The organism is Arthrobacter sp. LjRoot14, assembly GCF_964253905.1.
GTDB lineage: Bacteria > Actinomycetota > Actinomycetes > Actinomycetales > Micrococcaceae > Arthrobacter.
The window spans coordinates 421,506-444,745 of record NZ_CAXURL020000001.1 but is presented as its reverse complement, the minus strand read 5'-3'; the positions used below and the strand labels follow the sequence as shown (position 1 = coordinate 444,745).

Genomic DNA, 23,240 nt, shown 5'->3' with positions numbered 1-23,240 from the left:
GACTTGACGATATCGGATGAGGCGCGGGGGCTCAATGGCCGTCCACGAGCACTTACCGGGCGGCGTCGTAACCGGCGAGCAGGCGGCGGGACGCGGTGCCCATATGGGAAGCCATGGCATCCGTGACCGCCGCGGCGTCGCGCGATTCGAGGGCCGCGAAAATAGCCCGGTGCTCCGCGAGCGCCGCGGCGGCATGGCCTTCGTCCGTCAGCGCACGGTCAACCCAGATCCGCAGCAGCGAGCGGATGCTCTGCAGGAGCTCCTGCAGCACCTGGTTTCCGGAGCTGGCGGCGATTTCCTTGTGGAAGGCGGCGTCAGCTTCGACGAAGGCCGCCAGGTTGCCCAGGTTCTTCTCCATCGAGTCGAGGTTGGCGCGCATGCGCTCCAGGGCTTCTTCGGTAATCCTCATCGCAGCAAGTTGCACCGCCTGAACCTCCAGGCCGCTGCGCAGCTCAACGAGTTCGCGGGTACGCGGCTCGCCCAGCATGAGGCCCCAGCTGAGTGTCCGCGGCAAGAGCTCCGAGACGCCGTCGCGCAGGTAAGTTCCGGATCCCGGACGGACGATCACGATGCCCAGGATTTCCAAGGCGGCAAGTGCCTCGCGCACGGCCGAACGGCCTACCCCGAGCGAAGCGGCCAGCTGGCGCTCGGCCGGAAGACGGGTTCCGGGCGCAATGTCGCCGCTGGTGAAGTAGGCCATTAGCCTCTCCGCCACCTCGGAGACGACAGAGCCCTGCCCCATGGAACCGAGCGCGGCACTGATTTTGGCCGACGAGGCGGCGGAGTTTGCGGACACATTCACAGCGTAGCAACCGGACGCGGCAGCGCCGACAGAGCCTGCCCTCAACCCTTTGGAATTAAATCAGTCAACCGGTTGACCAATTTGCGCTTTCAGCCGTATGGTGGAAGTCACAGGCCTAGCCCCGCTTGATACGCCCCCGCCGCTAAGCCTCGAAACCAGCCCCACGCCTCCAGCGCAGGATGCGGCCGGGACATCAACATCTAGGAGTCAACGTGGACACCACACAATCGGTGGTCGAAAAATCTGCAATCAGGAAAGTGGCAATCCGGCTGGTGCCGTTCGTCGCCCTGATGTTCTTCATCAACTACCTTGACCGGACGGCCATCTCCTTTGCCGGCCCCAACGGCATGAACAACGATCTGGCCCTTTCGGCGGCTCAGTTCGGGTTCGCCTCCGGCGTCTTCTTCATCGGCTACATCCTGCTCGAGATCCCGAGCAACCTGGCACTGCACAAGTTCGGCGCCCGCCGCTGGCTCGCCCGCATCATGGTCAGCTGGGGCATCGTCTCCCTGCTGTTCACCTGGGTGGGCAACGTGGAACAGCTCTACGTACTGCGTTTCATCCTGGGCGTGGCAGAAGCCGGCTTCTTCCCCGGCGCCATCCTCTTCCTGAGCCTCTGGGTTCCGTCCCGGCACCGCAGCAAGATCCTCGCCCTCTTCTACTTGGCCCAGCCGCTCACCACCGTGATCGGTGCCCCGCTGGCCGGCCTCCTCATCCAGCAGCACGGACTCTTCGGACTCGCCGGCTGGCGCGTCATGTTCTTCGGCGTCGCCATCCCCGCCATCATCGTTGGCATCGTCGCCTGGTTCTACCTGGCTGACTCCCCCGCCAAGGCCAAGTGGCTGACGCAGGAGGAAAAGACCTGGCTGACCGGTGCACTGGAGCAGGAAAAGAAGGAAACCGCCGCCAGCAACAGGCACGTCAGCGTCCGCACAGTCTTCGGCAACGGCCGGGTCTGGATGCTCTCGGCAATCTACTTCGGCTTCATCTACGGCCTGTACGCGCTCGGGTTCTTCCTGCCCACCATCATCGCGGGCTTCGAAGGTATCTACGGAACCAAGTTCGACGTCTTCCAGAAGGGCCTGATCACCGCAATTCCGTACCTGCCCGCGGCGTTCGCGCTGTACTTCTGGTCCAAGGACGCCACCAAGCGCGGCGTCAGGACCTGGCACATCGCACTCCCCGCCCTCATTGGCGGCCTGAGCATCCCGCTGGCACTGTTCGCCGGCTCGCCGGCAGCAACCATCGCAGTCATCACCATCACTGCGATGTCCATCTTCGCCGCCCTGCCCAACTTCTGGACGGTACCCACCCAGTTCCTCACCGGCGCAGCGGCAGCCGCAGGCATCGCCCTGATCAACACCGTGGGCAACCTGGCCGGCTTCAGCGCCGGGTACGTCACCGGCTGGCTCAAGGACCTCACCGGAGGGTACACGGTGCCAATGTTCGTCGTCGGCGGCTTCATGCTCCTGTCCTCCATCCTCATGGTGGTGCTGAGCCGCTCCGGCAAGGTCAGCGAAGGCGTCCCGGTCGAGGCACTGGACCCGGCAGGAGCCGGACACCGCTCCGAGCCGTAGGCACGACCTCAACGCCTTTCTTCAACTAACCGGTGGTGGAGCCTGTCGGGACCGATCCGACAGGCTCCACCACCGGGGCCAGCCAATACTCCAGGAGCTTTCCCATGACCCGCCTGTTCAATGAACCAGCAGACTTCGCTGACGAGATGATCGAAGGCTTTGTTGCCTCCCACGGCCGCTGGGTGAAGCGCGTCTCCGGCGGCGTCGTCCGCAACACCAGGAGCACACCGGACACGGCGGCGCTGGTGATCGGCGGCGGCTCCGGCCACTATCCGGCGTTCGCCGGCCTGGTGGGGCAGGGCCTGGCACACGGCGCCGCCATGGGCAACCTGTTCGCGTCCCCCTCCGCCCAGCAGATCTACCACGTGTCCAAGGCCGCCAACAACGGCGGCGGCGTGCTGCTGGGCTACGGCAACTACGCCGGCGACGTCCTGCACTTCAACCAGGCACAGGACCGCCTCCGCGAGGAAGGCATCGACTGCCGCAGCATCGCCGTCACCGACGACGTCTCCTCCGCCCCGCCGGCCGAACGCGCCAAGCGCCGCGGCATCGCCGGAGATCTCACCGTTTTCAAGGTGGCCGCCGCGGCCGCCGAGGCCGGCTACTCGATGGACGACCTCGTCGCCATCGCCGAGCGCGCCAACGACCGCACCCGCTCCTTCGGAGTGGCCTTCACCGGCTGCACCCTGCCGGGCGCCGATCACCCGCTGTTCTTCGTCCCCGAGGGCCGGATGGCCGTGGGCATGGGCATCCACGGTGAGCCCGGCATCGGCGAGGCAGACATCCCGACGGCGGACGAACTCGCCGAACTTCTGGTCGCCAAGCTCCTCACCGAGATCCCCGACGGCTTCGAGGCGTCAGCCGGTGCCCGCGTTGTCCCCATCCTGAACGGACTGGGCAGCGTTAAGTACGAAGAGCTGTTCGTGGTCTACCGCCGCGTCGCCCGGCTCCTGGCTGAAGCCGGCCTCGAAGCCGTGGACCCGCAGGTGGGCGAACTCGTGACCAGCTTCGACATGGCCGGCACCTCCCTGACCCTGTTCTGGCTCGACGACGAACTCGAGACCCTCTGGAACGCCCCCGCCGATGCCCCGGCCTTCCGCCGCGGAGCGGTCACTGCCGAAGCGTTGGACGCGTCTGCCGGAAGCACAGACAACAGCGAGCTTGCCGACGTCGAACTTTCCATCCCTGAGGCCACGCCGGATTCCCGCGCCGGTGCCGTCCGGGTCCTGGCAGCGCTGGGGGCCGCCAAGGCAGTGGTGGACGCCAACGCCGACGAGCTCGGCCGGATCGATGCCATCGCCGGCGACGGCGACCACGGCATCGGCATGGAACGCGGCGTCCGCGCCGCCGTCGACGCCGCACGCGACGCCGTCGCCCGCGGTGCCGGCTCAGCCACCACCCTGCACTTCGCCGCGGACGCCTGGGCCGACAAGGCCGGCGGAACGTCCGGCGCGCTCTGGGGCATGGCCCTTCGGGCCGTCGGTGACGCGGTGGGCAACACGGAAACGCCCGACGCCGGGGCTGTCGCCGCCGGAGTCGCCGGCGCTGCCTCCGCGATCATGGACTTCGGCAAGGCCAAACCCGGGGACAAGACCCTGGTGGACGTCCTGGTCCCGTTCCGCGACGCCCTGGCTGCCGGCGTGAATGCCGGGCAGTCCCTCACCGAAGCCTGGGGCGCCGCCGCCACGGTTGCGCAGCAGGCCGCCGAAGACACCGCCCGGCTGCTGCCCCTCATGGGCCGTGCCCGCCCGCACGCCGAGAAGAGCCTCGGCACCCCGGACGCCGGGGCGGTCTCCATGGCACTGATCGTCCGGGCAATCCACAACACTTTCGCGGAGTCGAAAGCTGCAGCGAACACCGCCGCCCAGAACAAAACTGTTAAGGAGAACGCATGAGCGCCAAACTGCGCCTGGTCATCGGGTCCGACGACGCCGGATTCGAATACAAGGAAGCCCTGAAGGCTGACCTGGAGGCCTCCGAGCTGGTCGAATCCGTAACCGACGTAGGGGTGGATGCCACCAGCCACACGCCCTACCCGTCCGTGGCCATCGCCGCCGCCGAACTCATCGCCGCAGGCAAGGCCGACCGCGCCCTGCTGGTCTGCGGCACCGGCCTCGGTGTGGCCATCGCCGCGAACAAGGTCCCCGGCGTCCGCGCCGTCACCGCGCACGACAGCTTCTCCGTGGAACGCTCCGTCCTGAGCAACAACGCCCAGGTCCTCACCTTCGGCCAACGCGTCGTCGGACTGGAACTCGCCCGCCGGCTCGCCCGCGAATGGCTCACGTACACCTTCGACGAGACCTCCGCCTCGGCCGAAAAAGTCACCCTGATTAAGGACTATGAAGGTGTCACTTCCTGCTAGCACAGCAACAAAACCGAAGGCCATCATCGGCGTCAGCCTGAAGCTGTACTTCGGCTACCAGCGCTCAGTGGACTACTGCCGCGACGTGGCCGCCATCGCGTTCGCGCACCCCGCAGTCCAGAGCGGCGACATCGAACTCTTTGTACTGCCCTCCCTTCCGGCACTGCCCGAAGCGGCCCGCATCCTGGGCGCGGCCGGTGCCGCCGCCGGAGCCCAGGACATCTTCTGGGAAGACGAAGGCGCGTTCACCGGCGAGGTGGGCGGCAGGACCGTGGCCGAAGTCGGCGGCCGCTACGCCGAAGTCGGACATGCGGAACGCCGCCGGATCTTCGGCGAGGACGACGGGATCATCGGGCTCAAGACCGCCGCCGCGTACCGCAATGGCCTCACCCCGGTCCTGTGTGTGGGCGAACTGCAGCAGGGATCCATCGAGGAAGCAGTCGCCCGGTGCACGGCCGAGATCGATGCCGCGCTCAACCGCGCGCAGTCCCTTGGACCGGCGGCCCGCACCATCGTGGCGTACGAGCCCCAGTGGGCCATCGGCGCCCCGGAGCCGGCAACCCCGGAATACATCAGTGCCGTCATTACCGGTCTGGATGCGCACCTGCGTACTCTGCCCGGACAGGCGGACAGCCGGGTAATCTACGGCGGCAGCGCCGGACCCGGCCTGATCACGGAACTGGACTCCGCCGTCGCCGGTCTCTTCCTGGGCCGGTTCGCGCATGCTCCAAAGGCACTGAAGACCATCCTGGACGAGGCCGCCGCACGGCTGGGCCTGCTGGCCGGAACGGCGGCCAGAGCATGAGCTCAGCAATCGGCCTCAGCAGCTACGCCTTCTTCTGGCAGCTCTCGGACCAGGTCTCCGAACCGCTCAGCATCCACCAGGCCCTGGAACGCACCGCGGCCCTGGGCGTGGATCTGTTCCAGATCTGCGACTACGCCCCGCTGGAAGCCATGACGGACGCCGAACTCGAAGCCGTGCGGGCCACGGCGGACCGCCTTGGCCTTTCCCTGGAGCTCGGCACCAAGGGCATCCGTCCGGAGCATCTCAGGAGATTCCTACACATCGCCGGCATCCTGTGCTCGCCCCTGCTGCGGACCATGTTCAACGGCCCGGACCACACGCCCACTGCGGAGGAAGCGGTGGCGATCTTCACGGAAGTCCTGCCGGAGTTCCAGTCCGCCGGGGTGAAGATCGCGGTGGAGACCTACGAACAGGTTCCCACTTCCCGGATCCTGGATGTCATCCGCGGAGTGGACAGCCCCTACCTCGGCATCTGCAGCGACCCGGCCAACACGGTGGCGGCGCTGGAGATGCCCCGTGAGGTGATCGACGCCGTCGCGCCTTACGTCCTGAACATGCACATCAAAGACTTTGCGTTCAGCCGCAAGGAGGGGTGGGTCGGGTTCACGTACTCCGGCGCTCCCCTCGGCGAAGGCCTTCTCGACTATGACTACATGGCCGGGAAGTTTCAGCCCAAAGAAAGAAGCATCAACCAGATCGTCGAACACTGGCTGCCGTGGCAGGACTCCGAGGCGGAAACCATCCGCCTCGAAAACCAGTGGACCCGGCAAAGCATCGATTTCCTAAGGAGCAAGTGAAATGTCAGCAGAACAATTGACCGTCGCCGTCATCGGAGCCGGTGGGAAAATGGGGATGCGCGTTTCCCGGAACCTCCAGAAGAGCGCCCACACCGTTTTCTACAGCGAGAACTCCCCCGCCGGCCAGGACCGGGTCCGCGCCGAAGGCCGTGGGATCACCTCCACCGACGACGCCGTCAATGGCGCCGACGTCGTGATCCTCGCCGTCCCGGACACCGTCCTGGGCGTCGTATCCGAAGGCGTGGTCCCCCAGATGAAGGCCGGTGCGATCCTGCTCACCCTGGACCCCGCCGCCGCCTACGCCGGGCTGCTGGCCAAGCGCGACGACGTGGTCCAGGCCGTTGCCCACCCGTGCCACCCGTCCGTGTTCCTGGAGCGCACCACCAAGGAAGAGTGGGCCGACACTTTCGGCGGCGAGGGCGCCCCGCAGAACGTGGTTGCCGCGATCGACGGGGACGCACCGGCAGCGAGCCGCGACTCGGCCGAGGCCGTCATCCGCACCATCTACGCGCCCGTCATCGACGTCCACTGGGTCACCGTGAAACAGCTCGCCATCCTCGAACCCACCCTGGTGGAAACCGTGGCCTGCATGATCGGCACCCTGCTCAACGAGGCGCTGCACGAGACCGTGCACACCGCCGGCGTGCCGGAGGAAGCCGCCAAGGCCATGCTGTTCGGTCACGTTCAGATCGCCCTGACCAACGCCCTCCGTGGTTCCAACCCGTTCTCCGAGGCCTGCGAAATCGCCATCCAGTACGGCAAGGACACCATCATCAAGGACGACTGGAAGAAGATCTTCGACGACTCCGAGCTTGACGGCGTCATCGCCAAGATGCTGAAGCTGGACGCCGTCAGGCGCTAGGCGGATCCCCGCTGCCAGTAGCGGACAGCTGTCCCCGCACCGCTCCCGCGGGGCGGGGACAGTTCGTTGAGTCACCGCCCGGGTGGGAGGGTCAGTGCGGAGGCGGCCCGGAAGTAATCGCCTGGCGCAACAGTGCCTGCGCGGACCACCGCATGGATGCCACCGCCTGCTCCCGCGTGAGTCCGCCGATATCCGTGAGCCAGACCAGGGCCTCGATGCCAATAGCGCTGCGGATGGTCAGCGCCAGTGCCCGCATGGCCGCCGGCGACCAGGTGCTCCGGAGCGGGTGCAGGGATTCCTCGATCCAGGCGATGGCCCGCCCCTGCCGCAACGGCAGCGGCGAATCCTCTTTGGCCTCTTCAAGAGAAAGCCGGAGCATGGTGCGCTGTTGCGCCTCAGTCCGGACGATCAGTTGCGTGAATTCGAGCACGACGGCGTCCAGCCGGGCGGCGGGATCGTCCGGGGCGTCCGGCGGCAGGAGGGACGTTCGCGCGGTCTCCGGATGCGCGGCGGCCAGCAGCTCACGCTGGCCCGGAAAATACCGGTAGGCGGTGCTCCGGGCGACGCCTGCAGCAGCAGCCGCGTCATCCACTGTGGGAGTGTGGCCGGCAGCCACTGCCTCCCGGGCGGCCGCCACCAGTGCGTCGAACGTCCGTTGCTTCTGGCCCGTTCGCCCGCCAGCCTGGTAGGGGGTTGACATGGACCTTATGGTACTCCAGTCTTGTTATGGGACATCAGTCCCATAAGCTTCTCAGTGAAGAGAGAGCCCCATGGACGCAACCGGCAGTCCCGCGATCAACTCCGTAGCCATCAACCCCATCATCCGGGGACGGGAGGAAGGCGAACGGCGCTGGTTCTTCGGCGGCGGAGTGCACATCTGGAAAGCCAAGGCCGAGGAGACCGGCGGGGCCTTCATGATGTTCGAAGACCAGATGTCCGGCGGCAAGATGACGCCGCTGCACACACATCCCGATTCGGACGAAACCATGTTCATCCTGGAAGGCGAGATCCTGGTTCACATGGACGGAAGAGAACACCGGGTCGGCGAGGGCGGCCTGATGGTCGCGCCCCGAGGTGTCCCCCACGCTTTTATGGTGACGTCCCCCCACGCCCGGATGCTTTGTTTGCATACACCGGGATGCTGCCAGGCTTTCTACTGGGATGCGAGCACGCCACTGGACGCCGGGGCCGGGGGCGGCGCCGTGGATTTCGGCAAGGTGCAGGAGTCCGCGCGCAGGAACGGCGGGATTGTGCTCCTGGGGCCGCCACCCTTCGGATCCCACTGAGGGCGGGGCTTAAAACAGGCTGTCCCTCCGGGGTTCGGTGAACCCGAAACCCGGAGGGACAAATGCCAGACATCCTACGTATTTTGACAGCGTCGGTAGAATGGATTGTGGCCAACCGGCGCATAGTTTAGAGAAAGTCCTGCAATGAGCTCAGCCATCCTGGAAACCCGGACCACCAACGCGCGGTCCATCCGCCTGACCTTTTCCACCGTCGAAGAGGCCCACGACGGCTTGGACAGCGCCGTCAAGGAACTCATCGAAGCTGCCGTCGAGGACGGCAATTGCGGCATCCGCGTCACCCGCCACGAGCCGGGCGCGTTCACTGTGGCCTTGGACGAATCCGTCCCCTTCGGTGAGACCTACGAAGACATCGCCGCCTAACTCCGCGGCTCACGTTCGGCTGTCCAGGTCCGCGGCTTAAGTCCTGCGGACCTGGACGCCGTCGGACTTCATAAAGAGCTGGGTTTCCGACGGGCCCGAAGGCACCAGCCACAGCACGTTTCCACTCACGGAAATTTCCTCGATTTCACCTGCGGCCACCACATGCGCATGCTTGAGGATTTCGACCCGCTCGCCTGCCTTGAGGGTTCTCCAGTCGGAAACCGTGGCAGCAAATGCCGCCCGCCTGGACAGAACCGTCCCCCGTGCTTTCATTGAACTTCTACCCCTTTGTATATGTTCTTTTGCCACAACATCATTGGTGTGGGCTTCATCACTACGTCTTTAGTTCTACTACAATTCCCGGGCCCCCGCCTGTTGTGTCGCGCAGTATTTCGGGGGCACCGGGAAATTGTCATTCTTGATGCATAATATTCACTTTTAGGCCAGAATTCCGACGGCGGATTCGGCTGCCGCCCGCACCTCGCCGGAGGCGACGAGTCGGTCCGCGGCCTCCAGTTCCGGCGACAGGAACCTGTCCGTTCCCGGGCCGTCCACCACGTTGCGGAGCGCCGCGAGTACCGCGGCTCCGGCCGGCCCCGGGATGAGCTCTCCCCCGGACAGCTGGGTCCGCATGTCGATGGCCCGCGCCGACGTCACCAGCTCGATCGCCAGGACGCGGCGGAGGTTCTCCACGGCCTTGCGGAGCTTCCGGGCAGCGTGCCAGCCCATGGACACGTGGTCCTCCTGCATGGCTGAGCTGGGGATGGAGTCCACCGATGCCGGGACGGCGAGCCGCTTGTTGTCCGAGACCAGACCGGCCTGCGTGTACTGCGCGATCATCAGGCCGGAATCGACACCAGGGTCCGCAGCCAGGAAGGCGGGCAGCCCGTGTGAACGCGCCGGGTCCAGCATGCGGTCGGTACGGCGTTCGGCAATGGAACTCAAATCCGCCACGGTAATTGCCAGGAAATCCAAAACGTAGGCCACCGGGGCGCCGTGGAAATTGCCATTGGAACTCACGCGTCCGTCCGGCAGGACAACGGGATTATCGATGGCGGCGGCGAGTTCGCGCGAGGCGACGAGGGCTGCATGGTCCACGGTGTCGCGGACGGCGCCGGCCACCTGGGGTGCGCAGCGCAGCGAGTAGGCGTCCTGGACCTTGGTGTCGTTGACCCGGTGCGAGGCCACGATCGGGGAGTTGGACAGCACCCGCAGCATGTTGTCGGCGGACGCAGCCTGGCCCGGATGCGGCCGGAGCGCGGCGTGCAGCTCGGGCAGGAATACCTGGTCGGTGCCGAGCAGCGCCTCGACGCTGAGCGCGGCGGTGATATCCGCCGTCGTGAGCAGCTGGCGGATGTCCGCGATGGCCATCAGCAGCATGCCCAGCATGCCTTCGGTGCCGTTGACCAGGGCCAGGCCCTCCTTCTCGGCCAGGGTGACGGGTTCGATCCCGTGCTCGGCCAGCAGGTCGGCAACAGGCCTTTGGCCTTTGCTCCCGTACAGCGTGCCGTCCGGACCGGCGGCTTCGCCTTCGCCCATGAGGACCAGGGCGCAATGGGAGAGCGGAGCGAGGTCGCCCGAGCAGCCGAGCGAGCCGAATTCGCGGACCACCGGAGTGATCCCGGCGTTGAGCACGTCCACCATGGTCTGTAGCACCACGGGGCGGACGCCCGTCCGGCCGGAGGCGAGGGTCTTGGCGCGCAGGAACATGATGCAGCGGACCACTTCGCGCTCCACGGCCGGCCCCATGCCGGCGGCGTGGCTGCGGATCAGCGACTTCTGCAGCTGGGTGCGGAGCTCATTGGGGATGTGCCTGTTGGCCAGCGCCCCAAAGCCGGTGGAGATGCCGTAGGCCGGGACTTCGCTGTGGGCGAGGTCGTCGATGTGGGCGCGCACCTTGGCGACCGTGTCCAGGGCTTCCTGGGAGATGGCCACCCGGGCATCGTGGCGGGCGACGGCGACGACGTCCTCGGGGGTGACGCCGCTGGAGCCGAGGGTGACGGTGAGCGGTTCGTGGGTGGTGAGAGTCATTGGGTGTTCCTACTTTTCGTTCATGGGGATGCGGACGCCGCGTTCCTTGGCGACTTCGACGGCGCGGTCGTAGCCGGCGTCGGCGTGGCGGATGACGCCCATGCCGGGATCGTTGGTGAGCAGGCGTTCGAGCTTTTCCGCGGCGAGGTCGGTGCCATCGGCGACGGAGACCTGGCCGGCGTGGATGGAGCGGCCGATGCCGACGCCGCCGCCGTGGTGGATGGAGACCCAGGTGGCGCCGGAGGCGGTGTTGAGCAGGGCGTTGAGCAGCGGCCAGTCGGCGATCGCGTCGGAGCCGTCGGCCATGGCCTCGGTTTCGCGGTACGGGGAGGCGACCGAGCCGGAGTCGAGGTGGTCGCGGCCGATCACGATGGGCGCCTTGACCTTGCCTTCCTTGACGAGCTGGTTGAACAGCAGGCCGGCCTTGGCACGTTCACCGTAGCCCAGCCAGCAGATGCGGGCCGGCAGGCCTTCGAACTCGACCCGCTCCTGGGCGGCGTCGATCCAGCGGTGCAGGTGCTTGTTCTCCGGGAACAGTTCCTTGATGGCCTCATCAGTGACGCGGATGTCCTCCGGGTCGCCGGAGAGCGCCACCCAGCGGAAGGGGCCGAGGCCCTCGCAGAACAGCGGCCGGATGTAAGCCGGGACGAAGCCGGGGAATTCGAAGGCGCGGTTGTAGCCGCCCTTGCGGGCCTCGTCGCGGATGGAGTTGCCGTAGTCGAACACCTCGGCGCCGGCATCCTGGAACTCCACCATGGCCTGGACGTGCCTGGCCATCGACGCCTGGGCCTTCTTGGTGAAGCCTTCCGGGTCCGCGGCCGCCTCGGTGTGCCATTCCTCCACCGTGATGCCTTCGGGCAGGTAGCTCAGCGGATCGTGCGCGGAGGTCTGGTCCGTGACGATGTCCACGGTGAGCTCGCCGGCGTTGTGGCGGCGCAGGATCTCCGGGAAGACCTCGGCCGCGTTGCCGACGTAGCCCACGGACCAGCCGCGGCGCTCTTCCTTGGCCTTGAGCACCTTGGCGATCGCGGCGTCGAGGTCCGTTTCCACCTCGTCGAGGTAGCGCTTGCCGGCACGGCGGCGCAGGCGGGTCTCGTCGACGTCGACAATCAGGCAGGCGCCGTCGTTCAGCGTGACGGCGAGCGGCTGGGCGCCGCCCATGCCGCCGCAGCCGCCGGTGAGGGTCAGGGTGCCGGCGAGGGTGCCATTTTCGTCCCCGGTGAGCTTGCGGGCGATCGCGGCGAAGGTTTCGAACGTGCCCTGCAGGATGCCCTGGGTGCCGATGTAGATCCAGGACCCGGCGGTCATCTGGCCGTACATCATCAGGCCCTCGGCCTCGAGTCGGCGGAATTCGGGCCAGTTCGCCCAGTCGCCGACGAGGTTGGAGTTGGCCAGCAGCACACGCGGCGCCCATTCGTTGGTACGGAAGACACCCACGGGCTTGCCGGACTGGACCAGCAGGGTCTCGTCCTTTTCCATGGTTTCCAGGGTGCGGGTGATCGCGTCGAACGCGGCCCAGGACCGGACGGCGCGGCCCGTGCCGCCGTATACGACGAGGTCGTCGGGGCGCTCGGCCACCTCCGGGTCCAGGTTGTTCATGAGCATGCGCAGCGGCGCTTCCGTCTGCCAGCTCTTGGCGGTGAGCTCGGTGCCGCGGGCTGCTTTGACCGGGCGGGCACCGGTGGTGAAATCGGCGGGTGCCATGGGGGCTCCTTCATTGTTTCGGGTGGTTCGCGGGAAGAGGTTCTGTATCAACTAAAGCCTGTCCGCGGGTGCGGAAACAGGGCTTTCGGAAGGGTGCTGTCCGGGATTCCAGACGCGCTCCCAGTGCCCAACTGGCTGGCAGTTAACGTCGCGAAAAGCGCTTTTGGCGACGTTAACTGCGAGCTAGTTGGGCTGCGGTGCGGACTAGCCCGCGGGGCGGCCGTGGATGCGGACCGAGAGCTCGTCCGCCACCTTCCGGACGCGGGCAGCGAGGGCCGGCCACTGGTCTGCCGGGAGTTTGTCTTCGAGGAAGGTCACGGCGACGGCCGCCGTCGGCCATCCCACGTGGTCCGTCACCGCGGCGGCAATCGAGCCGAAGCCGGGCGTCACCTCACCGTGTTCGGTGGCATAGCCGCGCTGCCGGACCTGGTCCAGGTGCGAGGACAGCGCCGAGTACTTCATGATGGCGCCTTCCACCTCGTGCCGGGCGGTGAAGACTGCCGCGTTCGGGTACAGCGCGCGGACCTGCGACTTGGGCAGCGCGGCAAGGATGGCGCGGCCGCTGGCCGTGAGGTGGCTGGGCAGCCGGACGCCGACGTCGGTCACCAGGGACGGCCGGTTCTTGGCACGCTCCTCCACGATGTACAGCACGTCGCGGCCGTGGAGCACCGCCAGGTGCGCGCTTTCGCCGATGACGTCCACCAGGGAGGCGAGCATTGGCCGCCCCAGCCGGGACAGCGGTTCCTGCCTCGAGTACGCGGAGCTGAGTTCGAAGGCGCTGATGCCCAGGCCGTACCGCTGCTCCTCGTGCAGATGCATCACGAAGCCGTTGGCTTCCATCACGCCGAGCAGGTGGTACACGCTCGATCGCGGCAGGCCCAGCGCGGTGGCAATGTTCGACGCCGCCATGGGGCCGCGCTTGGAGGCCAGCAGCTTGAGGATGCGCAGGGTGTTTTCGGCCGCGGGAACTTTCGACGTCACCTTCATTGCCGGCTTTAGTACCGCGGTCGACGCCGCTTTTGGCGCCGTCTTTGGCGTCGCTTTTGGCGCTTCCCGCACGGGCGACTCACTGTCCGCCATGTGTCCTCCATCGATCGCGGCCGGACACCGCGCAGGTGTCCGGTATCCCGTACTTAAGCGTGCTCCCCTCCGGGGTGCCCGGCGATGCCATCGAACCACACCGGTGTCCGGGATGCCAGACATTCTCCCTGCGGATGTGCGGCCGGGGCTTCCGCCCCTATGCCGTGCCACCCGTCCGGTGCTTGGATGGAGGTCACGGACAGTTGCGGGAGGTCGCCATGCAGTGGATTGCCGGGCTGTTCCTTATCGCCCATGGACTGGTCCATCTCGCCATCTGGCTCCCCAAGCCGGACCCGAAAGCACCGTTCGACGTCGGACGCTCCCCCTTCGTCGGCGACGTCAGGCGCGTTGCAGTGGTGCTGGCTGTTGCCGCCACCGTTGTGCTGGCCGCGGGCGGCACAGGGCTAATCGGCGGGACGTCCTGGTGGGTCCCCGTCACTGTTTCCGGAGCAGCAATCTCGGCGGCGCTGCTTCTGCTGACCTTCAACAAGTGGTGGCTCATCGGGCTAGGAATCAACGCCGCCATCATCGTGCTGAGCACGCAGCAACAAGGCTAGGAACAAGGCGGTAAGCACGCGGCCATGACCAAACCACCGGCAGGGAAAATCGGCCTGGTGGCCGGGGCCAACCGCGGGGCAGGGTTCCGCCGCGCTGACGTCCGCGGCCTAATTAGCCGACCGAGTAGCTCTCTGCGGACAGAAAGAGCTCCCATTCCACGAAGGGGTCTTCGGCATGCGGATAGTCTGCCGGTTCGAGATCGGGCAATGGGTCGTCGTCTACCGGCGAGTCACGGTCACTATCCGGCCCAGGATATGCGGGCAAGGGGTGGCCCGGACTGTTGTCGAACTCCTCGGGCGCGCCCGGCTCCGGGCTGTTAGCCAGGGCAACGGTCTCACTTGGCAAGCGGGGTGGATCCCAGTCGGGTTGTTCGCTGGCGTAATGGCGGCCTGTGGGTGAAGTCCAGCCCGGCGGTTCATGGGTTCCGGCGCCGGAGGGTGCCCACCCGGTGGCGTGTTTGAGGCGGTGGTGTTTGCGGCACGGTTGGCCGAGGTTGCTGATCCCTGTGGTCCCGCCGCGAGCCCAGGCGAGGAGGTGGTCCGCGTCATTGTCCAGCGACTGGTTGTTACAGCCGGGGAACGGACATTTCCCGTCCCTCAGCCGGAGCCACTGCCGCAACACTTTGGGGATGCGGTAGCTGGTCCGTCCGATCTCCAACGGCGCACCATTCCGGGGGTCAGTCAGCACCCTCAGGAACGACGAAGCCCCCTCGGCGACAAGGGCTCGCCCCATGGACGGCGGGACCGGCCCGTACCCGTCCAGCATGGCAGCCTCCTCGCTCAAGCCCAGCAGCGAGAGCACCGGAACGGTAATGAGTACCTGCGCTGCAGGGGAAGGCACCTCTCCAGCCACTGAGCTGCCTTCAGTTTCGCTGCCTGCAGTGAGGAGCCAAGTGGCTGCGACGTCGGCGCGGAGTTGGGTAAGGGTCCTGGCCTCGTCTGCTCCTTGGAGGGCCCGGGCGGCACTGGTGGTTCGGTCCCAGATCGCGGCGGCGGTGTCGGCGGGAAGGTACGCGGAGAGCCAGGCCATGCCGTCCCGGTCCGGGAGGTACTCGACCCGCCGGTCCCTGGCGCTCTTGGTGTGGCGCTCTTCGATGCTGACCGGGTGGTGGCGCTCCCGCCAGGTGCGGGCCTTGGCGCGGAACCGGGACGGGACGAGGTCCCCGGCCGGGCACCCGCGGGCGGGGTTTGGCGCGTCGGCGTCCAGGAAATGTGCCTCCAAACCAGCGGCTCCAGCCCGGTCGAGGTTGGCGGCTTCGTCCACCATGATCCTGGCGTGCTGCCAGGAAATACTTCCGGCCTGCAGCGCGGACAGCGTCAGCGGCAAGGCAGTGGTCAGGGCGTGGGCCTCGGCCAGGAGGGCACCGGCGGTGCGTTCGCTGACTGTCAGGACACACGCGACCTCGGCAGTTACGGCCATGTCCTGGACTGTGTGTTCCTGCGGGGACGCTGGCGGCGGCGCGATGGCTGCGGCTGTTTCAGCGTATCCGGCGGCGAGGTGCACCTTCAGGGCAGCGATTCCGGCTTCCATCCCGGCGAGCTCAGCCATTCCGTCCAGGCACGCATCCGCCCGGTCCCGAAGCGGATCACCGCTGGCGGAGCCCACGTCGTCAGTACCGCGGCGGAACATGGCAGCCAACGCAGCGACGGAAGCCCCGATCGCCTCCGTCGTCTCCACGACCGCCTTGATTTCCATACCCAAAGCATCGCGCGAGGCACCGACATTCTTTGATGGCACAGCAACGGCCCGTAAGCGTCCGTTCGCACCCCGCACCGGGGCCGCAACTGTCCGTTCACGCTGGAGGGGAAAAAGCGGACGTGTGCCGAACAGTCTGAAATGAAAGACACCAAACCTCCGTGAGACTCATCACGTAGGCCGCGAAAATGATCTGCTGGATGGCGATCCCCCTCCCAATGACGAGAAGGTATTCGCATGCAACAAGCCCCAACAGCAGCCAAAACAGCAGAACAAACGGCTCCCGAAAACACCACCACGGCCCCCGGCACCGCCGGAGGCACTGTCCGCGCCGCTGCGGGCACCGCCGTCGACGCTGTCCTGAACCGCGGACTCAACGTCCGCCACATCCGCTTCATGGCCCTGGGGTCGGCCATCGGCACGGGCCTGTTCTACGGCTCAGCCTCCGCCATCCAGAAAGCCGGCCCGGCGGTCCTCCTGGCCTACATGATCGGCGGCGCCGCCGTGTTCATGGTGATGCGGGCGCTGGGCGAGATGGCCGTTCGGCACCCTGTATCCGGCTCCTTCGGCCAGTACGCCAGCCGCTACCTCGGCCCGCTGGCCGGGTTCGTGACCGGCTGGACGTATGTGTTCGAGATGGCCATCGTGGCCATTGCGGACGTCACGGCCTTCAGTATCTATATGGGTTTCTGGTTCCCGGACGTGGAGCGCTGGATCTGGGTCCTCGCCATCATCTTCTTCCTGGCTGCCCTGAACCTGCTCAGCGTCAAGGTGTTCGGGGAGCTGGAGTTCTGGTTCTCGCTGATCAAAGTCGTGGCCATCATCGCCATGATCGCCGGCGGTGCGGCCATCATCATCTTCGGTTTCCAGGCAGGCGGGGCCACCGTCGCACCGGGGATCGGCAACCTGGTGGAGCACGGGGGCCTGCTCCCCAACGGCTTCGAAGGGCTCCTGGCCTCGTTCGCCGTCGTGATGTTCGCCTTTGGCGGGATCGAAACTATCGGCGTCACAGCCGGTGAAGCTGCCGACCCCAAGAAGGTCATCCCCAAGGCGGTCAACACCGTGCCCGTGCGCGTGCTGCTCTTCTACGTGCTGACCCTGGCCGTACTGATGAGCCTGTTTCCGTGGAACGAGGTGGGCACCAACGGCAGTCCGTTCGTCCAGATCTTCAGCGGCCTGGGCATTCCCGCCGCCCCGCACATCCTCAACGCCGTGGTGATTACCGCAGCCCTGTCCGCCATCAACAGCGACATTTTTGGTGCGGGCCGCATCCTCTTCGGGCTGGCCCGGCAGGGCCACGCACCGGCCAGCTTCGGCAAGGTCTCGCGCCACGGGGTGCCGTGGATGACTGTTGTGATGATGGCCGTCGTCCTGCTGGTTGGGGTGGTCCTGAACGCCGTCATGCCGGAGGACGTGTTCCTGCTGATCGCCTCGATCGCCACCTTCGCCACCGTCTGGGTATGGGTCATGATCCTGGCATCCCATGTGGCCATGAAACGGGAGATCGCCCGCAGGGGGCTGCCGGCGTCGGAATTCCCTTCTCCGTGGTGGCCGGCGGCCTCCGTCCTGACTATCGCATTCATGGCGATGGTGATCGCGATCCTGGGTGCGTTCGAAGATTCCAGGGTTGCGCTCTACGTGGGCGCGGTGTGGCTGGGGGTGCTGGTGCTGGCCTACCGGCTGTGGGTCCGCGGCCATGGCCGCGCCCGCGCCGAACTGGTGGATGAGACGGCGTCGAGCCTCGCGGAACCGGGCAAGTAGTCCAGAAAAAATTCCGAGTGTTGGACGGTACAGAAGGGGTAGGAGTTACGCATGCGACGCGTGGGGTTTGGCCTTTAGGTTAGACAACAGGCGCAGGCCGGACAATCGAACCCTTTGCTGCAGCTTCCGGACCGCCTGCACGTCCTGCTGGTCCAGGCACTGCAAAGGAGTGGTTTTGATGAAGGATCTTCCAGCTTCCCGGCCTGCCCTCCCCCGCGACAAGCGCCGTTTGATCTCTTGGCTCAGCGACGCTGCGGAGAAAGTGCGTACGGCCACCGTGCCTTTCAAGATCGGCGACGTTGTACTCGGGGACGACCCGTTCAACGGCCGCAGGCTGGGCGTCGTGGCAGTGATCCGCGGCTCGTCGCTCGGCCTGCGGACGGCGGCTGACGCCCACCCCGATCTGGTGCCCGAGGTGATCTACTACGACTACCGACAGGTGAGGACGCCGGAGTAGCCGCAGGAGGACGACAGCGTCAGGAGGACGGAGGGAACACCCCCGCAGCGGACAGCCCGGATCGTGGCGCAGTTGCCACCTTGGCGCAGATCCAGCGGCCAAGTTCCGTTGCCCGCAACGGATCGATCGACGTCTCGAACCCTGCGCGTGCCAGCATCCATGCTAGGTCTTCGGTGGAGATGTTGCCTGCGGCACCTGGCGCAAAAGGACAGCCGCCCAGGCCCCCTACCGCGCTGTCGAATACTCCGACGCCGGCGGCCATTGCGGCGTACGTGTTGGCCAGCGCAGTGTGGCGCGTCTCGTGAAAATGCGCCCGCATCGGCACTTCTGTCTCAGAGCGCAGCCCGGCGAACACGTCGCCGACCTGCCAAGGGACGGCGCAGCCGATCGTGTCCGCGAGCGCAACCTCCGCCAGCGCCCCGCGCTGCAGGGCACTGCGGACGACGGCGAGGGTCTGTTCCTTGGGCACGTCACCCTGATAGGGACAGCCAAATGCGACGGCCGCCGTCACCGTGAGCGGAATCGAAGCCGCTGCGGCAATCGCGGACACCTCCTCCAAGGCGTCGAGGGCGGCGACGACGGTGGTGTTCTGGTTGGCAGCAGCGAAGGCATCCGTCACCGGCAGCACATAGTTCATCTCGTCCACGCCGGCGTCAACGGCGCGGACTGCGCCGCGGGTATTCAGGACCAGCCCGATGAAGCTGGCGCCTGTATCCCTGGGCACCCCGGCCATGACCGCATCCGCGTCCGCCATCTGCGGGACTTTCCGGGGGTTCACGAAACTGACGGCCTCAATCCTCCTGGCGCCCAGCGCTATCAGTTCCCGGATGAGGCGCAGCTTGTCGTCGGTGTTGACGGGCACTTTCTCGTTCTGGAGTCCGTCCCGCGGGCTGACATCCACGATTGAAACTGCCCGTGAAGCCTGCACGTCGTTCATCAGATGGTCCCCTCTGCCTTGGCGTCCTGCAGGTCCTTGTCCGAGAGCCCCAGCAGGCCCTTGTAAATGTCCCGGTTGTGAAAGCCCGGCGTGAGGGGACCACTCCAGCCGATCTCCCCCGCGCTGCGCGTCAGCTTCGGAACAATTCCGGGTTGCACGACCGAACCCAACTGCTCGTCCAGGACTTCCACCAACATTCCCCTGGCGCGAAGCTGCGGATCCTCGAAGATGTCCTCAATGCTGCTGACCGGGCTGTTAGGGACGGAGTGGCGGTCCAGGACCGAGATGAGCTCGTCGTGGTTGAAACCTGCAACCCATTCGGCAATGAGTGATTCCAGCTCTTCCTGGTGCAAGCCCCGAGCTGAATGGTTGCTGTAGCGCGTGTCCGACGCCAGCTCGGAACGTCCCATGGCGGCAGCCAGCCTCACGAAAACCGAATCCTGGTTAGCGGCGATTACCACCCACTTTCCGTCGGCGGAACGGAAGATATTTGACGGCGCGATCCCTTTCAACCCCGAGCCGCTGGGACCGGGAACAACGCCAGATGCCGCGTAATCCGGCACGGCACTTTCTAGGAGCGAAAAGCATGCTTCCACGAGGGACACGTCCACCACCTGGCCCGTTCCTCCCCGTGCGTCCCGCCAGTAGAGCGCCAGCAATATTCCCTGCAGCGCATAGAGTGACGCCAGGCTGTCCCCCAGCGAGATGCCGGTGCGCGGCGGTGCCTGGTCAGGATATCCGTTGAGGTACCGCAGCCCTCCCCTCGCTTCGGCAACGGAGGCGTAGCCCGGCTTGTGCGCGTCAGGCCCCGTCTGGCCGTAGCCGGACACCCGGGCAATGATGAGACCAGGGTTAACCCGCCAGACCTCCTCGGGGGAAAGACCCAGTTTTTCGAGCGTGCCGGGGCGGAAGTTCTCCAGAATGACATCTGCTTCCTCGCACAGTTCAAGGAAGAGCCCGCGTCCGGGCGGGGATTTGAGGTCCAGCGTCACGCATTTCTTGCCGCGGGACTGCACGGACCACCACAGCGTGTGGCCCTCCACGCGCGCCCGGCCCCATTCCCGCATCGGGTCCGGACGGTTCGGCGATTCGATCTTGATGACTTCTGCGCCGAAGTCGGCAAGCTGTCGTCCCGCGAACGGACCAGCAATGAGGGATCCCAATTCCAGGACACGCACGCCGGCCAGGGGTCCGGCCCCCTGCGGAACATCGGGAACGGACACAGCGGTTGTCGTGTGGTCTTGCGGGGGCGTCTCGGAAACCTTCACCATCTTTGGACTCCTGTTCTGCGGGCGCCGGAAAATCCGCGGCAACCGTCACGGATTCGGTTAGCGGGAAGCCTAATGAGATGTTTTTCCCGGGCGCCAGACTATTTCATATTGTGGACCTAAATCCACGATGTGGGTAGACCCTCCTGCGGAATCGTTCCCCCGATGACCCTTGTTGACTCCTCCGCCGCCGCGAGGACGGGCTCGAGCCACGAAGCGCACACGTCGTACGGCATCCTCATCGCCGGCCCCATCACGGTCAGCGCGCCGTAAAGTTCCGCTTGCGGACCGAAGATCGGAGCCGAGATTCCGCTCGCGCCCGAGACCCGCTCACCCGTCGTGATCGCGAATCCGTCCGCCCGGGTCTTCGCGACGGCGGCCTCCAGGCTCGTAGCATCCGTGATCGTCTGGTCCGTCAGCGAATGCAGCCCGGATCGATAGACCTGTTCGGCCACATCGGGGTTCCAGGCCAGAAGGACGCGGCCGGCGGCTCCTACGTGGAGCGGCATGATCTCGCCCACCTGCACCACCCTCCTGAGCATCCGCCTGGTTTCGGCGAGCGCTATGCAAACCCGCTTTCCCTGGGACTCCCGGAAGATGCAGGCCGTTTCGCCGAGTTCATCCCGCAGCCTTCGCAGCACGGGCGTGAGCAACTCCAGGAAGTCCAGGCCCTGCGTGGCCGGCGCAGCCCAGTGGGCCATCCGAACCCCGACGCGGAACCGGTCTCCGCTCCGGTCCAGGATCCCCTCCTGGACCATGTTCGCCACCAGGCGCTGGACGGTGGAGTGGGGCATTCCCGTGGCCGCACGGATTCCGGCCAAGGAAAGCTCCGGCTGGGCAAGGGAAAAAGCGTCAAGGATGGCGGTGATCTTTCGGAGAACCAGCAAAGGTGTGACCGATGATTCGTTGGGGCTCATGGACAAAGTGTATGAGCCCCGTCCACCGGCGCAGGCGTTGTCGTCTGCGGTCGGCAAAGTTTCACCGGGGCCGTTGAGTGTGATGCAGGTTACTGCTAGCATCGGGTCCACATCCTGATGGTGAACCCACGATGTGGAAACATCGCCCAACTCGTCAAAGCCGACGATGCGGGCACGCGGACGACTCAAAACGTTCGTCCTACCCATAATCAGCAGCGACAACAAATCGGCCAGCGCGGGCCGGGAAGAGTGCAATGATGCCAGCTGCACAGGCAGACAAATCCAAGTACGCGGTGGAGCTCGCCGGGTGCACCAGACAGTTCCCCACGCCCGGGGGTGAAACCTACTTTGCCGTCCGGGATATCAACCTCAAAGTCGAGCCCGGCAGGTTTGTCTCGATCGTGGGTCCAACCGGTTCCGGCAAGTCCACCATCCTCAACATGGCGGCGGGACTCTTGACCCCGAGCGCCGGCGAAGTGAGGAGCTTTGGGGAACCCGTAATCGGTGTCAACCGTCGTGCTTCCTACATGTTCCAGCAAGACCCGCTACTGCCGTGGAAGACGGTGATCGACAACGTGAGCCTCGGGCTGACGATGGCCGGGGTATCGAAGTCGGAAGCGCATTCGGAGGCACGGCGCTGGCTGGAGAAGGTTGGACTCAAGAATTTCGCTGACCGCTACCCGCACCAGCTCAGCGGCGGCATGCGTAAACGCACCGCCATCGCGCAGGCCTGGATCGTCAACCCGGACGTCCTGCTTATGGACGAGCCGTTTTCCGCACTCGATGTGCAGACCCGGCAAATAATGGAGAACGAACTGCTTCAGCTGTGGCAGGAATCGGGCAAGGCGGTGGTTTTCATCACCCACGACCTGGACGAAGCCATCGCGCTCTCCGACGAGGTCGTGATCCTCGGTGCGGGACCTGGGAGCACGGTCGTGGGAAGCTACGAAATCTACATTCCGCGTCCGCGCGACCTGCTCGATATTCGCGACGACCCCCAGTTCGTAGCGCTGCACCGTGAGATCTGGGGCAGGTTGAAGATCGAAGTTTCGAAGACCTACGAGACGGCAATGGCGGAAGAAGGCGAAGTCGCATGACTATCGTTGGATCAAAGAAGAACGGACTCTCTGCGGCGCTGGAACCCGGCACGCGCCGACGGGCGGGCAGGACCGAGATGTCGGCGCTGGCGATGCGAAGCACGCAGCTCCTCCTGACGATTGCGGTTCTCGGCGCGTGGGAACTTTCCGTGCGAACCGGCATAGTGGACGAGTTCTTCTTTCCGCTTCCCTCGGATATCTTCCAGACCGTCTGGATCTGGGTATCGTCCGGATTCGTCTTCCCCCACCTGTGGATCACCATGCAGGAGGCCATACTCGCCTTCATCGTGGGCGCCGCCGCCGGGCTTCTCCTCGGCTTCGTCCTGGCCCGCGTCCGTTTCCTCGAGCGGCTGCTGGACCCGTTCCTGCAGATGTTCAACGCCCTTCCCCGCGTTGTATTGGCCCCGATCTTTCTGCTCTGGTTCGGCCTGGGCATCTGGTCAAAGGTGGCGTTCGGTTTCACCCTGGTTTTCTTCATCGTCTTCTTCAACACTCTTGAGGGTGTGAAGAGCGTTGACCGCGTTCTCGTTGATAACGCCCGGATGCTGGGCGCCTCCGAAAAGCAACTCCTGCGTCACGTGTTCATTCCAAGCGCCCTGACCTGGATTTTCTCCAGCCTGCACATCAGCGTGGGCTTCGCCATCACCGGCGCCGTGGTGGGTGAATACCTCGGAGCTTCGGCCGGCGTCGGCTATGCGATCGCCCAGGCGCAGGGGGTCTTCGATACCAAGGGCGTCTTCGCCGGAATGTTCATCCTGATGATCGTGGTCCTCATTATCGACCTGCTCGTCAATCGCTTGGAGCGGCATCTGCTCCGGTGGCGCCCTGTTCAGTCGTCCTAGGCGCTCTAGACACACCACTAT

Annotated in this window: 23 protein-coding genes; 13 read left to right on the top strand and 10 right to left on the bottom strand. The window is 65.9% G+C overall.

The features are described from left to right. Nucleotides 1-52: 52 nt before the first annotated feature. Nucleotides 53-796 carry a FadR/GntR family transcriptional regulator gene (locus ACSQ12_RS02120; RefSeq protein WP_436064143.1) on the bottom strand — a complete coding sequence of 248 codons (744 nt, stop codon included), beginning with the start codon at nt 794-796 and terminating at the stop codon, nt 53-55. Nucleotides 797-1,014: 218 nt separating this feature from the next. On the opposite strand from ACSQ12_RS02120, the gene ACSQ12_RS02115 reads away from it, so the two are divergent. From ACSQ12_RS02115 to ACSQ12_RS02090, 6 genes are all read left to right on the top strand, one after another. Continuing rightward, nucleotides 1,015-2,379, top strand: coding sequence for an MFS transporter (locus tag ACSQ12_RS02115; RefSeq protein ID WP_436064142.1), 1,365 nt, complete (start codon nt 1,015-1,017; stop codon nt 2,377-2,379). A 104-nt stretch (nt 2,380-2,483) separates the two neighbouring features. Continuing rightward, on the top strand, nt 2,484-4,274 hold the full coding sequence (locus ACSQ12_RS02110) for a dihydroxyacetone kinase family protein (protein ID WP_436064141.1): 1,791 nt from the start codon (nt 2,484-2,486) through the stop codon (nt 4,272-4,274). After that, on the top strand, nt 4,271-4,741 hold the full coding sequence (locus tag ACSQ12_RS02105; protein WP_209752593.1) for a ribose-5-phosphate isomerase: 471 nt from the start codon (nt 4,271-4,273) through the stop codon (nt 4,739-4,741). Before ACSQ12_RS02110 ends, ACSQ12_RS02105 begins: the two co-directional genes overlap by 4 nt. Further along, the gene (locus ACSQ12_RS02100; RefSeq protein ID WP_436064140.1) at nt 4,725-5,546 is read left to right on the top strand and encodes a triose-phosphate isomerase family protein; all 822 of its coding nucleotides are present in this window, start codon (nt 4,725-4,727) and stop codon (nt 5,544-5,546) included. The genes ACSQ12_RS02105 and ACSQ12_RS02100 overlap by 17 nt, the downstream gene beginning before the upstream one ends. Continuing rightward, on the top strand, nt 5,543-6,343 hold the full coding sequence (locus ACSQ12_RS02095) for a sugar phosphate isomerase/epimerase family protein (protein ID WP_436064139.1): 801 nt from the start codon (nt 5,543-5,545) through the stop codon (nt 6,341-6,343). The genes ACSQ12_RS02100 and ACSQ12_RS02095 overlap by 4 nt, the downstream gene beginning before the upstream one ends. A gap of 1 nt (nt 6,344) precedes the next feature. After that, nucleotides 6,345-7,205 (top strand): phosphogluconate dehydrogenase C-terminal domain-containing protein, encoded by an 861-nt coding sequence (locus tag ACSQ12_RS02090; protein WP_436064138.1) that lies wholly within the window; start codon nt 6,345-6,347, stop codon nt 7,203-7,205. 91 nt (nt 7,206-7,296) lie between these two features. Here ACSQ12_RS02090 and ACSQ12_RS02085 read toward each other — a convergent pair whose 3' ends face one another. Continuing rightward, nucleotides 7,297-7,905, bottom strand: coding sequence for a TetR family transcriptional regulator (locus tag ACSQ12_RS02085; RefSeq protein ID WP_436064137.1), 609 nt, complete (start codon nt 7,903-7,905; stop codon nt 7,297-7,299). Nucleotides 7,906-7,975: 70 nt separating this feature from the next. On the opposite strand from ACSQ12_RS02085, the gene ACSQ12_RS02080 reads away from it, so the two are divergent. Together ACSQ12_RS02080 and ACSQ12_RS02075 are read left to right on the top strand one after the other, a co-directional pair. Then, entirely contained in the window at nt 7,976-8,491 is a 516-nt protein-coding gene (locus ACSQ12_RS02080) for a cupin domain-containing protein (RefSeq protein WP_436064136.1), read from the top strand. A 144-nt stretch (nt 8,492-8,635) separates the two neighbouring features. Then, nucleotides 8,636-8,872, top strand: coding sequence for a hypothetical protein (locus ACSQ12_RS02075; RefSeq protein WP_436064135.1), 237 nt, complete (start codon nt 8,636-8,638; stop codon nt 8,870-8,872). A 36-nt stretch (nt 8,873-8,908) separates the two neighbouring features. Here ACSQ12_RS02075 and ACSQ12_RS02070 read toward each other — a convergent pair whose 3' ends face one another. From ACSQ12_RS02070 to ACSQ12_RS02055, 4 genes are all read right to left on the bottom strand, one after another. Continuing rightward, nucleotides 8,909-9,145, bottom strand: a complete 237-nt coding sequence (locus ACSQ12_RS02070) for a hypothetical protein (RefSeq protein ID WP_436064134.1) — start codon at nt 9,143-9,145, stop codon at nt 8,909-8,911. Between the two features lie 165 nt (nt 9,146-9,310). Then, the gene (gene hutH, locus ACSQ12_RS02065; RefSeq protein WP_436064133.1) at nt 9,311-10,903 is read right to left on the bottom strand and encodes a histidine ammonia-lyase; all 1,593 of its coding nucleotides are present in this window, start codon (nt 10,901-10,903) and stop codon (nt 9,311-9,313) included. Between the two features lie 9 nt (nt 10,904-10,912). Then, on the bottom strand, nt 10,913-12,607 hold the full coding sequence (locus ACSQ12_RS02060) for a urocanate hydratase (protein ID WP_436064132.1): 1,695 nt from the start codon (nt 12,605-12,607) through the stop codon (nt 10,913-10,915). Between the two features lie 204 nt (nt 12,608-12,811). Further along, complete coding sequence (locus ACSQ12_RS02055; RefSeq protein WP_436066912.1) at nt 12,812-13,594, bottom strand: IclR family transcriptional regulator; 783 nt, start codon at nt 13,592-13,594, stop codon at nt 12,812-12,814. Nucleotides 13,595-13,905: 311 nt separating this feature from the next. Here ACSQ12_RS02055 and ACSQ12_RS02050 point away from each other — a divergent pair, with 311 nt between their 5' ends. Beyond that, on the top strand, nt 13,906-14,244 hold the full coding sequence (locus ACSQ12_RS02050) for a hypothetical protein (RefSeq protein ID WP_436064131.1): 339 nt from the start codon (nt 13,906-13,908) through the stop codon (nt 14,242-14,244). A 112-nt stretch (nt 14,245-14,356) separates the two neighbouring features. Here the strand turns inward: ACSQ12_RS02050 and ACSQ12_RS02045 are convergent, their stop codons facing one another. Further along, entirely contained in the window at nt 14,357-15,940 is a 1,584-nt protein-coding gene (locus ACSQ12_RS02045) for a DUF222 domain-containing protein (protein ID WP_436064130.1), read from the bottom strand. 237 nt (nt 15,941-16,177) lie between these two features. Between ACSQ12_RS02045 and ACSQ12_RS02040 the strand changes: the two genes are divergently transcribed. Then, nucleotides 16,178-17,701: an amino acid permease gene (locus ACSQ12_RS02040; RefSeq protein WP_436064129.1), complete on the top strand. Its 1,524-nt coding sequence runs from the start codon at nt 16,178-16,180 to the stop codon at nt 17,699-17,701. A gap of 178 nt (nt 17,702-17,879) precedes the next feature. After that, the gene (locus tag ACSQ12_RS02035; RefSeq protein WP_209747859.1) at nt 17,880-18,158 is read left to right on the top strand and encodes a hypothetical protein; all 279 of its coding nucleotides are present in this window, start codon (nt 17,880-17,882) and stop codon (nt 18,156-18,158) included. A gap of 19 nt (nt 18,159-18,177) precedes the next feature. Here ACSQ12_RS02035 and ACSQ12_RS02030 read toward each other — a convergent pair whose 3' ends face one another. From ACSQ12_RS02030 to ACSQ12_RS02020, 3 genes are all read right to left on the bottom strand, one after another. After that, nucleotides 18,178-19,095: a hydroxymethylglutaryl-CoA lyase gene (locus ACSQ12_RS02030; RefSeq protein ID WP_436064128.1), complete on the bottom strand. Its 918-nt coding sequence runs from the start codon at nt 19,093-19,095 to the stop codon at nt 18,178-18,180. Beyond that, nucleotides 19,095-20,366: a CaiB/BaiF CoA transferase family protein gene (locus ACSQ12_RS02025; RefSeq protein WP_436064127.1), complete on the bottom strand. Its 1,272-nt coding sequence runs from the start codon at nt 20,364-20,366 to the stop codon at nt 19,095-19,097. The genes ACSQ12_RS02030 and ACSQ12_RS02025 overlap by 1 nt, the downstream gene beginning before the upstream one ends. Nucleotides 20,367-20,482: 116 nt before the next feature. Beyond that, nucleotides 20,483-21,280, bottom strand: a complete 798-nt coding sequence (locus ACSQ12_RS02020; protein ID WP_436064126.1) for an IclR family transcriptional regulator — start codon at nt 21,278-21,280, stop codon at nt 20,483-20,485. A 257-nt stretch (nt 21,281-21,537) separates the two neighbouring features. Here ACSQ12_RS02020 and ACSQ12_RS02015 point away from each other — a divergent pair, with 257 nt between their 5' ends. Both ACSQ12_RS02015 and ACSQ12_RS02010 read left to right on the top strand, forming a co-directional pair. Then, complete coding sequence (locus ACSQ12_RS02015) at nt 21,538-22,377, top strand: ABC transporter ATP-binding protein (RefSeq protein ID WP_436064125.1); 840 nt, start codon at nt 21,538-21,540, stop codon at nt 22,375-22,377. Next, complete coding sequence (locus ACSQ12_RS02010; RefSeq protein ID WP_436064124.1) at nt 22,374-23,219, top strand: ABC transporter permease; 846 nt, start codon at nt 22,374-22,376, stop codon at nt 23,217-23,219. Before ACSQ12_RS02015 ends, ACSQ12_RS02010 begins: the two co-directional genes overlap by 4 nt. Nucleotides 23,220-23,240 lie beyond the last annotated feature (21 nt).